The 14,938-nt window shown below is 58.9% G+C and carries 14 protein-coding genes; 7 read left to right on the plus strand and 7 right to left on the minus strand.

Features of this window, described 5'->3' with window-relative positions:
• Positions 1-11: 11 nt before the first annotated feature.
• A complete protein-coding gene (locus INHI_RS0102300; protein ID WP_027246567.1) occupies positions 12-1,346 on the minus strand; it encodes an MATE family efflux transporter in 1,335 nt (444 codons plus the stop codon).
• A gap of 193 nt (positions 1,347-1,539) precedes the next feature.
• Here INHI_RS0102300 and INHI_RS0102305 point away from each other — a divergent pair, with 193 nt between their 5' ends.
• From INHI_RS0102305 to INHI_RS0102325, 5 genes are all read left to right on the plus strand, one after another.
• The gene (locus INHI_RS0102305; protein ID WP_027246568.1) at positions 1,540-2,553 is read left to right on the plus strand and encodes a ligase-associated DNA damage response exonuclease; all 1,014 of its coding nucleotides are present in this window, start codon (positions 1,540-1,542) and stop codon (positions 2,551-2,553) included.
• The gene (locus INHI_RS0102310; protein ID WP_027246569.1) at positions 2,553-4,109 is read left to right on the plus strand and encodes a cisplatin damage response ATP-dependent DNA ligase; all 1,557 of its coding nucleotides are present in this window, start codon (positions 2,553-2,555) and stop codon (positions 4,107-4,109) included. The genes INHI_RS0102305 and INHI_RS0102310 overlap by 1 nt, the downstream gene beginning before the upstream one ends.
• A 143-nt stretch (positions 4,110-4,252) precedes the next feature.
• Complete coding sequence (locus INHI_RS0102315) at positions 4,253-4,909, plus strand: TspO-related membrane protein (protein WP_254656823.1); 657 nt, start codon at positions 4,253-4,255, stop codon at positions 4,907-4,909.
• A 38-nt stretch (positions 4,910-4,947) separates the two neighbouring features.
• Positions 4,948-5,223 (plus strand): type II toxin-antitoxin system ParD family antitoxin, encoded by a 276-nt coding sequence (locus INHI_RS0102320; RefSeq protein ID WP_014881679.1) that lies wholly within the window; start codon positions 4,948-4,950, stop codon positions 5,221-5,223.
• The gene (locus tag INHI_RS0102325; RefSeq protein ID WP_027246571.1) at positions 5,207-5,575 is read left to right on the plus strand and encodes a type II toxin-antitoxin system RelE/ParE family toxin; all 369 of its coding nucleotides are present in this window, start codon (positions 5,207-5,209) and stop codon (positions 5,573-5,575) included. The genes INHI_RS0102320 and INHI_RS0102325 overlap by 17 nt, the downstream gene beginning before the upstream one ends.
• Here the strand turns inward: INHI_RS0102325 and INHI_RS0102330 are convergent, their stop codons facing one another.
• The 4 genes from INHI_RS0102330 to xylF all read right to left on the minus strand — a co-directional run bounded on the left by INHI_RS0102330 (position 5,576) and on the right by xylF (position 9,352).
• Positions 5,576-6,004 (minus strand): MerR family transcriptional regulator, encoded by a 429-nt coding sequence (locus INHI_RS0102330; protein ID WP_014881677.1) that lies wholly within the window; start codon positions 6,002-6,004, stop codon positions 5,576-5,578.
• Positions 6,005-6,127: 123 nt separating this feature from the next.
• A complete protein-coding gene (locus tag INHI_RS0102335) occupies positions 6,128-6,910 on the minus strand; it encodes an ATP-binding cassette domain-containing protein (RefSeq protein WP_014881676.1) in 783 nt (260 codons plus the stop codon).
• Positions 6,907-8,208, minus strand: coding sequence for a sugar ABC transporter permease (locus INHI_RS0102340; protein ID WP_027246572.1), 1,302 nt, complete (start codon positions 8,206-8,208; stop codon positions 6,907-6,909). Before INHI_RS0102340 ends, INHI_RS0102335 begins: the two co-directional genes overlap by 4 nt.
• A 118-nt stretch (positions 8,209-8,326) precedes the next feature.
• A complete protein-coding gene (xylF, locus tag INHI_RS0102345) occupies positions 8,327-9,352 on the minus strand; it encodes a D-xylose ABC transporter substrate-binding protein (protein WP_014889239.1) in 1,026 nt (341 codons plus the stop codon).
• 186 nt (positions 9,353-9,538) lie between these two features.
• On the opposite strand from xylF, the gene INHI_RS0102350 reads away from it, so the two are divergent.
• Together INHI_RS0102350 and INHI_RS0102355 are read left to right on the plus strand one after the other, a co-directional pair.
• Positions 9,539-10,753: an ROK family transcriptional regulator gene (locus INHI_RS0102350; RefSeq protein ID WP_014881673.1), complete on the plus strand. Its 1,215-nt coding sequence runs from the start codon at positions 9,539-9,541 to the stop codon at positions 10,751-10,753.
• A complete protein-coding gene (locus INHI_RS0102355; protein ID WP_027246573.1) occupies positions 10,743-12,299 on the plus strand; it encodes a CRTAC1 family protein in 1,557 nt (518 codons plus the stop codon). Before INHI_RS0102350 ends, INHI_RS0102355 begins: the two co-directional genes overlap by 11 nt.
• An 11-nt stretch (positions 12,300-12,310) precedes the next feature.
• Here the strand turns inward: INHI_RS0102355 and INHI_RS0102360 are convergent, their stop codons facing one another.
• Both INHI_RS0102360 and INHI_RS0102365 read right to left on the minus strand, forming a co-directional pair.
• On the minus strand, positions 12,311-13,663 hold the full coding sequence (locus INHI_RS0102360) for a cytochrome-c peroxidase (RefSeq protein WP_027246574.1): 1,353 nt from the start codon (positions 13,661-13,663) through the stop codon (positions 12,311-12,313).
• Positions 13,656-14,714: an aldose epimerase family protein gene (locus tag INHI_RS0102365; protein ID WP_027246575.1), complete on the minus strand. Its 1,059-nt coding sequence runs from the start codon at positions 14,712-14,714 to the stop codon at positions 13,656-13,658. Before INHI_RS0102365 ends, INHI_RS0102360 begins: the two co-directional genes overlap by 8 nt.
• Positions 14,715-14,938: the final 224 nt, after the last annotated feature.

Genomic DNA, 14,938 nt, shown 5'->3' on the forward strand with positions numbered 1-14,938 from the left:
GCGTCACGCTCTCAGTGCGCCACCAATCCCGTCCTGCGACCGGTGAAATAAGCTCCTGGAACAGCTGCCAGATTGGCGATCACCGCAGCGCCAAGGATGCCCGCATAACCAAATATCCAAACACCTAGCCACGCCAGCGGCACGTAGATTGCGAAAATCCGCATCAAGCTCAAGCCCATCGCCCACACAGCTTTCGATCGCGCGTTCATAGCGGCGTTGGCGGTCACCAAAACACCATATCCCAGGAAGCTCCAGCTGACGATCCGCAAATATTGCGCGGTCGTGGCGGCCGCCCCCTGATCCGAGGTAAGGAGGCCAGCGATATCAGACGCAAAGAGCGTCAACACCAAGGCCATCGCCAGCCCGTATCCTATGCAGAATTGCCAGGATTGCCACACTGCCAGACGCGCCCGCATCTGCTGATCCGCCCCCCAGTTCTGCCCCACAACCGGGCCGATACCCGCCGACAGCGCCAACAATGGAACAAGGGCCACCGACTGCACACGCTGCGCAGCACCGAGCCCGGCCACGACGGTATCACCCAGCGTCGCCGCCGCTGCTGTGACCATCGCCATTCCGGCCGGGTTGATCGCATTTGAAAATGCCGCAGGCAAGCCAACGCGGATAACTTCGCGAACAGAACCGCCAATCCCATCGGTGAACACCTCCGGCGGGCGAATGACCCCGGTCCGAAGCGCGTAGCCGAAAGCCCCAATCAGCGTCAGAACTCTCGCCAGAGCGGTAGCAAGTGCAGCTCCGGCTGTCGACATCTCGGGCACCGGGCCGAGGCCGTAGATCAGGACAGGGTCCAGCGCAATATTCAGCGCGGCTGCAACCATCATGATCACCGCTGAGGTTGCGCCATCACCATGCGCCCGAAACACGGCATTCAAAAGCGCCATACCAACCAAGAACGGGAAAGACAGCGCCCAGAATGGCGCATAGGACTGCGCCTCCGCCAGCACATCATCCTTCGCCCCCATCACCGAGAACAGAGCGCCCGCACCTAGGTAGAACACCAGTGCAACCAATGTCGCAACCAATGTGCCCAACACGATAGCATGGACCGACAGCCTGTTGGTTTCAATCTCACTGTCACCGCGCCCCAGGCTTTGAGATATTGCCGCATTTGCGCCTGCGGATAGACCAATCGACAACGATGTCACCGCTGTTGTCACAGGATAGATGAAGCCTACAGCCGCAAGCGGCGCCTCCCCCAATTGACCCAAGAAATAGGCATCAGCCAGACCAACGCTCAGCACACCCAGAATGCCAAGGGACATTGGTGCAGACACCGCTGCGAGCGCACGCCAGACCGCCCCTTGCGTCAAGTTCTTCTGCGCCACGGGTATTCTCCTCAGCTGCTGTTTCGGGATGGCTGCATCACAAGGGGCAAAACGCGTGACTCCGCAGATGGTTCCAGCCCCTGTCATTTGACGCTGAGATTGTCAGCTGGTGGCGCCACAGCCCTTGCCCAAACATCTGATTGGGTTAGCTTCTTCCCGGTACTCGTTGTTTTGACACGAAGGAGCCGATCCCGTGAGCGCAAAACGCCTGCCGGAGGAGTTGCTGCATCCCCAGCCGGATGGTCTCTACTGCCCGGCCGGGGACTTTTACATCGATCCAATACGCCCGGTGCCCCGCGCGATGATCACCCATGGGCATGCCGATCATGCCCGCGCCGGTCACGGCACGGTCTGGGCCAGCCCCCAGACGCTGGATATCATGGCCATACGCTATGGTGAGGACTTCTGCGCGACTCGAATTGCCGTTGAAGGAAGTACAGAAGTTGACGGGATTGGGGCGCGGTTTACACCAGCCGGCCATGTGTTGGGATCTTGTCAGATCACTGTCGATGACAACAGCACAGCGATCACCGTTTCGGGCGATTATGCGCGTGTAGACAACCCCGCCTGCGCATCTTTTCAGCTGGCCCCCTGCGACGTATTTGTAACCGAAGCCACCTTCGGTCTGCCGGTGTTCAACCACCCCACCCCTCACTCCGAAATCGAAAAACTGCTGCGCTCTGTTGCGGCTCAACCGGAGCGCTGCCATCTTGTCGGCGCCTATGCATTAGGCAAGGCGCAGCGAGTTATTGCGCTATTGCGGCAGGCGGGCTGGGATCAGCCGATTTATATCCATGGCGCCTTGCAGCGCTTATGTGACTATCACATTGCGCAGGGGGTCGACCTGGGAGAGCTGCGTCCGGCCACCACCAAGGAAGGCAAAGCAGCATTTAAAGGACAGATCATTCTTGGCCCGCCTTCCGCCTTTGCCGCGACTTGGGCGCAGCGTTTTCCCGATCCGGTCATCTGTTTTGCCAGCGGCTGGATGCAGGTGCGCGCCCGTGCCCGGCAGCGGGGCGTCGAACTGCCGCTGATTCTCAGCGACCATGTGGATTGGCCGGATCTGACCCGCACCATCAGGGATCTCAACCCGAAACAAGTATGGGTAACTCACGGCCGTGAGGACGCGCTGGTTCGCTGGTGCGAGTTGAACCAGATCACCGGGCGCCCCTTGAGGCTTGTCGGCTATGAGGAGGAGGCAGAATAATGCAGGCCTTCGCCGAACTTTTGGAACAACTTGCCTTCACACCGTCGCGCAATGGCAAGATCGCGCATCTGACGACCGCGTTTGCCACCATCCCGGACCCCGAACGGGGCTATGCGCTTGCGGCCATCACCGGTGACCTTGCCCTGCGCAACGTAACGCCCTCGCTGCTGCGCGGTCTGGTGGCAGAGGAAACGGACCCAGAGTTGTTCCGCCTGTCCTATGATTTTGTCGGCGATCTCGCGGAAACCGTAGCCCTTATCTGGCCGCACTCAGACACGGTGATTGATCTGTCGTTAACCGACGCGGTGCATGAGTTGACCAACACCGCCAAGGCACAGCTCCCCGCACTCATCGCTCGGCGACTGTCCCAGATGACACCGACGCAGCGTTACGCCTATCTGAAACTGGCGACAGGTGGTCTGCGCGTTGGGGTCTCTGCCCGGTTGGCACGCAGCGCCTTGGCCCAATTTGGGGATGTTGATGTCACCGAGATAGAAGAGCTCTGGCACGGGCTGACGCCACCATACCTGCCCCTTTTTGCTTGGTTAGAGGGTGGCGAAAAACCCGTGAACCTTGCGGCAGCCCCCTTCCGCCCGGTCATGCTATCCATCGGCACCGATCTGGAAGGCCTCACCAGCCTCTCACCGGCAGACTTTGTCGCGGAATGGAAATGGGACGGCATCCGGGTTCAGGCCGTGAACGACAACGGGACAAGACGGCTGTATTCGCGCACCGGTGAAGATATCTCCGGGTCCTTCCCCGATGTGATCGAGGCGTTGAATTTTGACGGGGTGCTGGATGGTGAGCTGCTGGTAAAGCGCGGAGACAGCGTTGCCCCATTTGGCGATCTGCAGAAACGGCTGGGGCGCAAGAAGGTTGGAAAAGCGATGCTCGCAAGCCATCCCGCCGCGCTGCGGGTCTACGACGTGCTGTACTGGAATGGCGAAAATCTGAGACCCCGCACCCTGGCTGATCGCCAGATCCATCTGAAAACCTGCGTTTGCGATCTGCGTGATCCGCGTATTGACCTTTCCCTGCCGCTTGACTTTGAGACTTGGGAAGATCTGGCGAAACTGCGCGCGGATCCACCAAACAGCGTGATAGAAGGCGTCATGATCAAGCGCCGCGACAGCGCCTATATTGCAGGGCGCAAGCGCGGCTACTGGTTCAAATGGAAACGGGATCCGATGCTTGTGGATGCGGTCATGCTTTATGCACAGCGCGGGCATGGCAAGCGTTCAGGCTACTACTCCGATTTCACCTTTGGCGTGTGGAATGACGATCAGCTGGTGCCTGTCGGCAAGGCGTATTTCGGCTTTACCGACGCTGAGCTGAAGGAGCTGGATCGGTTTGTACGCAACAATACCATTGATCGCTTTGGTCCGGTTCGTGCGGTGAAACCTGAGCTTGTTTTGGAAGTTGCCTTCGAAGGGCTGAATGAATCATCCCGCCACAAAAGTGGTCTAGCCATGAGGTTTCCCCGTATCAATCGCATACGAACCGATAAACCAGCGTTAGAAGCAGGAACGTTGGCTGAGCTGAGAGCGTTTCTTTAACCGCATGTAAACAGAGCGTAATATTGAAATGATAGGCTCTCGAACACGCCGATAGATAATAGCGGGAATTGAAGACAATGAACAAACAGTCGTTGGCCTATGTTACCCTGGCACTTGCCATTGCCTTTGCTGCAGCGCCCTTGGTGACGGAACCCTTTACGGGCTATTCCGCCAGTCAACTGCCCTATCCTCAACCTGATCCGGTCATTCAGCCGATCGGGCCCGCGTTTTCCATCTGGATCGTTATCTATCTCTGGCTCATTGTGGGGGCAGGTTTTGGTGCCCTTCGGGCAGCGGATGGCTCAAGCTGGCATGAGATGCGTAAACCGCTGTCGATCAGCCTCGCCATCGGCGTCTGCTGGCTCTGGGTCGCGAACGCTTCGCCAATTTTGGCCACAGTCCTGATCCTTGCCATGACAATCACTGCGATCCTCGCAATGCGCCGCGCCGGTCGTCGCAAAAGGATCTGGAAACGCGGCCCGATAGGTCTGTATGCTGGGTGGCTAACAGCCGCCTCCGCCGTTTCGATCAGTATCGTTGTTCCGGGATACGGGCTGATGAATCCGCAAATTGCGGGGGTGATCTGTCTTGTGGCAGCACTGGCCGTTGCATGGGTGGTTCAATCCCGCCACCCAACGGCTTCAACCTACACGATCGCTGTCTGCTGGGCTATCGGCGGGATCGTCATCAATCAGTGGGGCAGCGACAACTGGCTGATCGTTGCTCTCGCGGGACTGGGCTGGATCGCACTAGCCCTGCGTGGATTGTCCGGCGCTGGATTGATAAATACTACTCAGTAGCATAAAATGTGGTCAGGACTCACAGCATCAGGTGCAAAATGAGTGTAAAATCTTCCATCTCCCTGACCGAAGCGCAGGATGACTTTGCCCGCGCCTTGGTTGCGGAAGGCCGCTATTCGAGCCTAAGCGCCGTGTTGCAACAGGGTCTTGAACTTCTGCGCCAAGAAACCGAGGCGCGCCGTGCCGATACCGCCGCCCTACGCGCCCTGATCGCAGAGCGGCGCGACGGGGCCTTCGTCAGTGCATCTGATGGCCGTCAACGCACAGCGGATCTTCTGGCACGGAAACGGATGCAGCATGATCTACCGGGTTGATCGTGCCGAAGCGATCGACCGCGACCTGGAGGCTATTTTCGACTTTCTCTTTGAAGCCGCCATCAGCTTTGGTGAGAACACAAAGACCGCGTTCGAGCGCGCGGCCACGCGCTTGGCCGAGATTGACGACGCGATTGATACATTGGGGCACGCGCCCCACCAGGGCACGCTGCGCACAGATATTGCACCGGGCCTGCGCAGCGTCACCAAGGGGCGTGCCATCTTCTATTTTGATCTCAACGAAGCAGACCAGCAGCTGCGCGTGCTGGCGGTGTTCTTCGGCGGACAGGACCACCAGCGCCGGATGCTGCTGCGTGCGCTTGGCCATGATGAGGCGCCACCAGAGATTTGATCAGGCCCCGATTTCATTGTGATTGGTCAGGCATTCGGAATGATCCCGCAACACCTCCAGAACGCGACATTCGGCGACTGTACCGCCAGCACAATCACAGATCATCCGCTGCAGCTCAGTCTGCAAGGCCTCCAGCCGCGCGATCCGATCCGCCACTTGCTTCAGCTGCCGTTGCGCAATGGAATCTGCGTTGGAACATGATTGACCGGGGTGATCCGCCAGATCCAACAATTCGCGAATAGCATCCAGTGGAAACCCCAATTGCCGGGCGTGGCGAATGAAGGCCAGCCTATCCAGCTCCATATGGCCATAGCGGCGTTGCCCGCCCGCAGTTCGGCCCGGTTCCGGCATCAAACCAATCTGCTCATAGTAGCGAATAGTCTGCACCTTTGTTCCGGTGCGTTTGGCCAATGTCCCAATTGTCAGCATGCTGCCTCTCCAAGCGACATAGAATCTACATAAACTGTAGATTTTAATTCGACGCCCCACAAGCCAAGGCAGACACAAAAAGGGGCCGCCGATGGCAGCCCCACGCGTCAAAGTCTTATCGCTTCAAGCAGCCGCTTCTCCCGGCCGTTTACCCAGGATGATCATACTCAGCAGATCGTCATCCGTGACATCATCAATATCAACGGTTCCGACAAGCTGGCCGTTCTTCATGACAGAAGCCCGGTCACACAGTTCCATCACCGCATTGACGTCATGGTCGATCAGGAAAATCCCGATGCCCTGCGCCTTCAGCTGCTGGATCAGCTCTGCCACCATCTGCGTTTCATGCGGACCAAGGGCTGCGGTCGGCTCGTCCATGATCAGGATCTTGGCGTTGAAATACACCGCCCGCGCAATGGCCACCGACTGGCGCTGACCACCAGAGAGAGCCGACACCGGTTCAGAGAATTTCTGAAAGTTCGGATTTAACCGGTTCATGATCTTGCGGCATTCGGCCTCCATCGCGGAGTCGTCCACCAGACCAAACGGCGTCACCAATTCGCGCCCCAGAAACAGGTTTGAGGCCGCATCCAGATTATCCGCCAGCGCCAGCGTCTGATAGATCGTCTCGATATTATGCGACCGCGCGTCCCGGGGATTGGTGATCTCAACCTTATCGCCATTGACCCGGATCTCGCCGGCATCCATCTGGTAAGCACCGGACAACACCTTGATCAGGGTGGATTTCCCGGCACCATTATGACCCAGCAGCCCGACAACCTCACCAGGGTAAAGGTCAACGCTGACGTGATCCACGGCTTTGATGCCGCCAAAGGAGATCGAGATATCCTTCATCTCGACCAGTGGGGTGGCGCCTGCGGCGCGCAGTTCTTTTGCGGTGCTCATATCCGGGCCCCCACACGTTTACGATACAGGATATCAATCCAGACGGCCGCGACCAGTACAGTGCCAACAACAATGTTCTGGAACGGCGCGTCGACGCCAACCATAGCCATACCCGATTGCAGGCTCTGCATGATCAACGCGCCAAGGATCGCGCCGTAGATCGTCCCGAAGCCACCAGACAGGGCAGTACCACCGATGACCGCCGCCGCAATGACGCGCAATTCATCCAAAGTGCCGATATCATTGGAGTGGTTCGCCAGTCGCGCCGACGCCACAACGGCGGAGAGTGCACAGAGGAACCCCATGAGAGCGAAAATCTTCACCGTCAAAAGCCGCGTGTTGATGCCAGACAGCTCAGCCGCGTCAGGATTGCCGCCGGTTGCGAAGATATACCGCCCCAGACGCGTCCGACGAGCGATGATCGTCATCACCACGGCTGTAGCAATCAGGATCAATACCGAAATCGGCAGACCATAGCCGACAACAAGCCCCTCGGGCATGGTTTCACCCTGCGCCTCCATCATCCGCTTCAGACGGCGGGCAGGGATCTGGTAGGCATTCAGGATGGCAACAAAGCCCAGAATGGACGCGGCAATGCTGCCTGCGATCACAGCTTCTGCCCAAGCGGGTTTCACTGGGAAGCCATGACCTTGCTTAGCCCGACGGCTGTTCCACAATGCGGCCAGCGCCAGAAGTGTTGCAACAATCCCGACCACCCAGCTCAGCGTGGTACCCAATGTGCCGGAGGTGCCACCAAAGACCAGAAAGGTACTGTCGAGCGGGCCAATCGTCTGACCATCGGTCAGATACCAGGCCACGTTGCGCCACACCAGAAATCCGCCCAGCGTCACGATAAAGGCCGGGATCGTCAGAAAGCCAACCATCCACCCCTGAAAGGCACCGATCAGGGTTCCGATTGCCAGGCCCACGGCCACGGTGATGATCCAGGTGGCAGGATGGTTGAGGCCAAGGCCCAACATATCTGGCAACACATCGGTCTGCACCACAGCCATCACCGCCGAGCAGGTCGCCAGCAGCGCGCCAACACTCAGGTCGATGTGGCGGGTCACGATCACAAACACCATGCCCGTGGCCATGATCGCCACCGACACTGTCTGAATGGTCAGGTTAAAGATATTGCGCGGCGTTAGGAAACGCCCATCCGTCAGGATGTTGAATCCAATGCACAAGATGACAAAGGCACCGATCATTCCCAATAGGCGGACGTCCAGTTCCAATTGCTGGAACAGGCCACGCTTGCTGTGTTCGGGGATCGGCTGAGACGTGGTTTCGGTCATATCCGAACTCCAGTGATCAGCGGTATTTAAAGGAAGGACGCGCGCCCGATCCGATCAGGACCATATTGTGGGCGCGCGCCGGTTTGAAACGCAGCAGCTGAGCGTTCTCAGCCGCAGCTTAGTTGCAGGGCGCAGGGCCGTTGGTCACGCCTTGGCATAGCGCCTCTTTGGTGATCCATCCAGCATCCACGACAACCGAAAGGTTGTCGGCGGTTACCGGAATCGGCTCCAGGAAGCGAGCCGTCAGCTCGGTGCCGGCAGGGGAGGTCCAGGCAGCGCCGCCCGCAACATCACCCATGGCAGCGCCTTCGGCCATTTCGACCGCGATGTTTGCCGCAGCCTTGCCCAGATCACGGGCGTCTTTCCAGACAGATACAGTCTGCGTCCCTTTGGCCACACGGTTGAGTGCAGCATGGTCACCATCCTGACCGGAAACCGCGATACCTTCCATGCCCTGAGCGGTCAGCGCAGCGACAACACCACCAGCGGTGCCGTCATTGGAAGCGACAACCGCATCAACCTTGTTGTCGTTGGCGGTCAGGATCTGTTCCATGTTGCGCTGTGCATTGGCCGGCAGCCAGCCATCAGTGTAGGCCTCACCAACGATTTTGATATCACCACTGTCGATTGCGGCCTGAATGATCTCTTGCTGACCACCGCGCAGGAAATCGGCGTTTGGATCGGTGGGCGAACCCTTGATCATCACGTAGTTGCCGCTCGGCTGGGCTTCCAGCACCGCGCGCGCCTGCATCCGGCCCACTTCGACGTTGTCAAAGGTCAGGTAGAACGCGCGGCCGTCTTCGATCAGGCGATCATAGGCAACAACAGGAATGCCTTCGTCAGCAGCTGCCTGCACGGCCGGACCGATGGCCTGTGCGTCTTGCGCCAGAACGATCAACGCATCGACACCCTGTGCAATCAGGCTTTCGATGTCGGACAGCTGCTTCGCCGAAGATGACTGCGCATCTGCAGACACATAGGTTGCACCTTTTGCTTCCAGTGCAGCCTTGATCGCGGCTTCGTCGGTTTTCCAGCGTTCTTCCTGAAAGTTCGACCAGCTGACGCCAACGGTCACATCTTCAGCAAGGGCCATGCTCGCAGTTGCGGCAAAAGCTAGTGCGGATACGCCACTCAAGAATTTCATTGTTTTCCTCCCTCGGGTCGTTGCGGGCGCTTGCAGCAGTCAGGTCCCCCCTCGCTACATGCCCGTCCTGATATCCCTAACATTATTTTTTTTGAAACTCAAATTAAATAATGTATCATGAGGTCGGATATCTTGTTGGTCGGCCGTTTTCTGCGATAACCCGCCCGACAATAAGGGGGAAATACGGTGGTCAAATCGGACAGGCTTTCACATTCCGGCGAGTTGCGTGAAAGCAGCCGCCTACAGGTATTTGATACCATACGCGCCGCAGGGCAGATCGCCCGAATCGATATTGCCCAGATCACCCGGATCAGCCCGGCCACTGTCACCGCAATCACCGCCGAGCTGTTGGCCGCCGGATTGATCGAGGAAGTCAGCCCTGACACGGTGCGCGGTGCGAAACGGGGCCGTCCGCGGGTTGCCCTCAAAATTCGGGGCAGTGCACATCATATCGCCGGGCTGAAGCTCTCACATCACGCCATCACAACGCTGATCACCGATTTCGAAGGCACCGAACTGATCAGCCACGAAATGCCCCTGCGGGGCGGCCAGATGTCCCCGGAATCCCTGTGCGAGAAAATTGTCGAGGCTCTGGATCAAAGCTGCGCCAAGGGTGGGCTGACCCGCACGCAGATCTCCGGCGTCGGTATCGGTATGGCCGGTGTCATGGATGCGGAGCGGAACTTCATCTATTGGTCCTCATCGCTCAATGTGCGCAACATTGACCTCGGCAGCGCGCTAAAATCGCACCTCAGCATGCCGGTGTTCATCGACAATGACGCCAATCTGGTTGCCAAGGCAGAGCATCTGTTCGGCGAGGGCGACACCCGCAGCAACTTTGTTGTTGTCACCGTCGAGCACGGGGTCGGCATGGGCATCGTTATTGATAACCAGATCTATCGCGGCGCGCGCGGCTGTGGTGCTGAGTTCGGCCATATCAAGGTGCAGCTGGAAGGCGCGCTCTGCCAATGCGGGCAACGTGGCTGTCTGGAGGCCTATGTTGGCGATTATGCCCTGCTGCGTGAGGCGAATATCACCAGTGGTGTCGAGCGGCACAAGGATCTTGCCTCGCTTTATGCAGCGGTGGCTGAGGGCGACATGATGGCGCAATCTATCCTCGACCGCGCCGGACGGATGTTTGCCATGGGGCTGGCGAACATCGTCAATATCTTTGATCCTCAGATGATTGTTCTGGCAGGCGCGCAGCTGGCCTTTGGTTATCTGTCCTCCGACAAGGTGGTCGAAGAAATGCGCCGCTGGGTGGTCCAGGTAGATGGCCCCCTGCCCGAGGTGCGCGTGCATGGCTGGGGTAACCAGATGTGGGCGAAAGGCGCCGCAGCCTATGCGATTGAAGAAGTCTCGGCTCTCACCATCAGGGAGGTTGCAAGCCATGCGGGTTAGGGTCCACCGACTTCTGGCGCCGCTGTGCCTTCTGCCGCAGATTGCACTCGCCAGCAGTTCTGAGCCGCCGATGTTCACCCCGCGCCCAATCGCCGCGCATATCTATGATGGCGGTTGGGAGCATTTCGTCGGCGGCGGTCTGGCTTCGCTGGATTGCAATGACGACAGGTTTCCCGATCTGGTGGCTGCGGGTGGCAGCAATCCGGTTCAGCTGATGATCAATCGGACCGAGACCCCCGGCGCAGCTTTGCAGTTCACCGCCGATACGCCTACAGCCTTGGCGCAAACCGGGGTCACCGGCATCTACCCGCTGGATATTGACGGTAACAAGGTTCTGGATCTCGCCGTGTTGCGCGTCGGCGCCGACCAATTGCTGCGTGGAATCGGAGACTGCCAGTTCGAACCATTTGATGATCTTGGATTTTCCAGTGGAGATCACTGGACCACCGCCTTCTCCGCCACATGGGAGAAAGGGGCTCAACTGCCCACCCTGGCCTTCGGCACCTACGTAGACCGGAGCAACCCGGATGGCCCGTTTGAGGCCTGCGATGACACGCTGCTCTATCGCCCCGAAGGGGACAGATATAGCCCCCCAATCAGGCTCACGCCCGGGTATTGCGCCCTGTCCATGCTGTTCACCAACTGGCACCGACGCGCTGACGGGCCTGCACGCGGGCGCGCCGACCTGCGCATCAGCAATGATCGGCATTACTATGTGCGCGGCGGGCAGGAACAGATGTGGAAGATGACCACGCCGCCGGAGCTGTACCAACAGGATGACGGCTGGGCACCCTACCATCTCTGGGGCATGGGGATCGCGTCGCGCGATCTCAATGGCGATGGGTTCTCTGATGTTTACCTCACCTCGATGGGGGACCAGAAGCTTCAGCTATTTGATCCGGCTGGTATCGGCCCGTCCTATCGCGATGTGACCTACAACTACGGAACCACAGCTCACCGCCCAACCAGTGGCGGTGACGGGCGACCCTCCACCGGATGGCACGCGGATTTTGGTGATGTGAACAACGACGGGCGTGACGATATCTTCGTAACCAAAGGCAATGTCGAACAGATGCCAGACGCCGCCATGCGTGATCCAAATACGCTTTTGATCCAAGGTGTTGATGGACGATTTGCGGATGCCGCCGCAGCGGCACAAATCGCCAACATGGCCCGGTCGCGTGGCGCTGTTCTGCGCGACCTCAATCTGGATGGTCGCCTTGACCTTGCCGTAATCAACCGTCGCGCCCCGATGGAGCTTCATCAGAACGCCACTCAAACCACCGGCAACTGGCTCACCCTGTCTGTCTACGGCATCGCCCCCAACACCCAGGCCATCGGAGCCTTTGTCGAGCTGGACACCGGAACCCGGATCCATACCCGCGAACTCACGGTTGGCGGAGGTCACGCAGGCGGTTCCGCCGGGGACCTGCATTTTGGTCTGGGAGAGGCTCAGGACCTGCGATTACGTGTGATCTGGCCGGATGGGGAGGCAACAGAGTGGCAGGCGGTGTCACCCAACCAGCATATTACAGTGATCCAGTAGCCCCGTCCGGGCTACCGCTCGACAGGCAGCCCGGAGGGCACGGCGTCCGGCACACCAAGCCGCCCCGCCGCCGCTGTGCTATCGGTCAGGGCCTCGAGAAAGGCGATAAGATCGGCGACCTCATCGTCACTCAACGTGACGGGCACCAGATCATTGGCGGAGGCGATGCGCTGCACCTCCGCAGGATCATCCATTGCCGCCCAATCGATTGCCCCCTGAAGTGCAGGCAAGACCGCCTGACTGCGATCATATGACATCAAAGCATCCAGCGGATTTAAGTGATGATGCACAACCGCCTCCAGCGTGGCATAGGCCCCGCTGTGCCCGTAGGGCGCCGTCAACGCCACATTCCGCAGCGAGGGTGTCCGAAACCTATACGCATCGTCGGCGTTTCCGGTCACGCGCAACCGGCCTTCATCGCGGGCATGGGCCTCAAACCGCGCGGCCTTCCCCGGTCCAAGCTGAGGCATTGCAATTGCATGAAACCCATTGTCCGTCTGTAACCAGCCGGAATGGCACTGGCTGCATCCCGCCGCGCCATAAAACGCCTCTTGCCCCCGTGCAGCGGCGGGTAGCAGCGGTTCTCCCTGCATCTGCGCACGATCAAACGGGCTGTCATCGGCCCGCCACTCAAACCGGATAAAGGCCGCAAGCATATTCCCGATATCCGTGAACTGAATGGGGGCCCCTTGGCCCAAAACGCGATCAAACCGCTGTCTGTATTCCGGAATATCCGCCACCCGACCTGCAATCAGATCCCAAGCACCACCCGGATGGCTCAACTGGCCCAGACGCACCGCACGGGACACCTCATTTTCGCCATAGTGGCCTGCCATCTCATCTGCTGAAAGCACCGGAAACATCGCCTGCGCAGACAACGCTGAGTCAAACCCGGCAACCATATCGCTCTCCAGCGGCGTACGAATACCTGATCCATAGGCCGGATCTGCCTCCAGCCTACCGTCATGAAACATGACATCCATTCCCCGCGCACCAAGGTTCCAAAGTGCAGGTGCATTGCGCGGGATGCGTTGCTCCGGCAGGTTTTCGGGATCGGCCTGTCGTTTGGGGCCAAGCCTGCTTGCCCCCTCCCCCAGCGACAGCGACACACCATCACCAGTGCCAAATCGCGGATGGTGACAGCTGGCGCAGCTGATATTGCGATTGCCTGACAGGATGGGATCGTAGAACAACAGCTGCCCCAACTCGACCTGTGCCTGATCCATCAGCGCGAAACTCGGACGGGGACCCAGATCCAAGGGCTGATGCTTGATCTCCGCGATCACCTCGTCAGCATAGGCCCAAAGGCTCAGGCTCGTGACAATAGACCCCAGAAGGCCGCTCCGACGCCAATACTCAGTCATCCCGGTCTGCCTCATTTGTTGAGAAATCCAACGACAGCCTCTGGTGATAAGGCCGCCCCGGGTGCAAAATAACGCTTGGAAAATCAGGTTGATTGACCGCATCCGGGAACCCCTGTGGCTCAATACAGACAGCGGCGAAAGGTGCAAGCTGCTGCCCTTCCTGTGCCGCCGCGCCGCTGCTCAGATGTGTTGCCGTATAGATCTGCGCCCCCGGCTGATCCGAACAAACCCGCATGGAAACTCCGTTTGGGGAAGTCAACTTCGCGATCTCCGGCATATGCCCCTCGGCACCCTTGGCAAAGATGACATGATTGTCGGTTCCACGTCGCTGTGGATCCAGCGTTGCAAACGGCTGCCCATCGGTAAAATCGAACGGGGTCCCCGCGACAGGCACAATCGCGCCTGTTGGCACCCCGTCCGGGCGCAGCCGCAGATAGGTTGATGCCGGACACTGCAAACGGTGCTCCCAAATGTCACCCATGGCACCCAGCGTGTAGTAATTGTGCTGCGCCAAGTTGATTGGTGTCGCCTGATCAACACTGGCCCTCATATCGTAGCTGACGCTGCCGCCAGACAATGCGATCCGCAGCTGGATTTCGGCGCATCCGGGATAGCCATTCTCACCATCAGCTGAGGTATATCTCAGCTCCACCGCATCATCGGCGACCTGCCGGATATCCCAGAATACCCGCCCGAGACCCGCCGTCCCTCCATGCAGCTGATTACCACCCTCATTTGCATCCAGTGCAACCCGCCGCCCCGCGAGATCAAAACCAGCACCGCCAACGCGATTGGCCACCCGACCCACAATAGCCCCCAGATAGAAAGGATCCCCGAGATAGGCGGCCATATCGCGATAGCCCAGAACCATTGGCAACCATCCATCACCGGCGCGCAGATCCAGACGTGCCGTAATTGCGCCGAAGTTGAGGATCCGAAGCCGCAGATGATCATTTTCCAGATCCAGCCATTGCAGCTGACCAGCCGCAGTCTCCGGCAGATGCGCGTGCGGCGGATATGATCCAAAAGATGACAGGCTGGCTGGCGGCATTAAAGGATATCCCTGGTTGCAGAACCCCGGCTAGTCCTGATGCGGCAATTTATTTCGATTACAAAATTAATACGATGCACCGGAGCTGTCAATTCAGCTGACACAGGCGACAGAGCAGCGGTCAGCTGAGATACCGGCGATCATGTCAGCCACGCAGATCAGTGATTGCGCTGACACCAAACCCACTTCGGACAATCAGACAACGCCCAAGCAATACTCTGTTT

It is taken from the genome of Phaeobacter inhibens DSM 16374 (assembly GCF_000473105.1).
In the GTDB taxonomy this organism is placed as follows: domain Bacteria; phylum Pseudomonadota; class Alphaproteobacteria; order Rhodobacterales; family Rhodobacteraceae; genus Phaeobacter; species Phaeobacter inhibens.

Excerpts from the sequence above, each read along its gene's own strand:
- INHI_RS0102310 (WP_027246569.1), top strand. The coding sequence starts at position 2,553 with ATGCAGGCCTTCGCCGAACTTTTGGAACAACTTGCCTTCACACCGTCG.
- INHI_RS0102320 (WP_014881679.1), top strand. The coding sequence starts at position 4,948 with ATGAGTGTAAAATCTTCCATCTCCCTGACCGAAGCGCAGGATGACTTT.
- INHI_RS0102325 (WP_027246571.1), top strand. The coding sequence starts at position 5,207 with ATGATCTACCGGGTTGATCGTGCCGAAGCGATCGACCGCGACCTGGAG.
- INHI_RS0102330 (WP_014881677.1), bottom strand. The coding sequence starts at position 6,004 with ATGCTGACAATTGGGACATTGGCCAAACGCACCGGAACAAAGGTGCAG.
- INHI_RS0102335 (WP_014881676.1), bottom strand. The coding sequence starts at position 6,910 with ATGAGCACCGCAAAAGAACTGCGCGCCGCAGGCGCCACCCCACTGGTC.
- INHI_RS0102340 (WP_027246572.1), bottom strand. The coding sequence starts at position 8,208 with ATGACCGAAACCACGTCTCAGCCGATCCCCGAACACAGCAAGCGTGGC.
- xylF (WP_014889239.1), bottom strand. The coding sequence starts at position 9,352 with ATGAAATTCTTGAGTGGCGTATCCGCACTAGCTTTTGCCGCAACTGCG.
- INHI_RS0102355 (WP_027246573.1), top strand. The coding sequence starts at position 10,743 with ATGCGGGTTAGGGTCCACCGACTTCTGGCGCCGCTGTGCCTTCTGCCG.
- INHI_RS0102360 (WP_027246574.1), bottom strand. The coding sequence starts at position 13,663 with ATGACTGAGTATTGGCGTCGGAGCGGCCTTCTGGGGTCTATTGTCACG.
- INHI_RS0102365 (WP_027246575.1), bottom strand. The coding sequence starts at position 14,714 with ATGCCGCCAGCCAGCCTGTCATCTTTTGGATCATATCCGCCGCACGCG.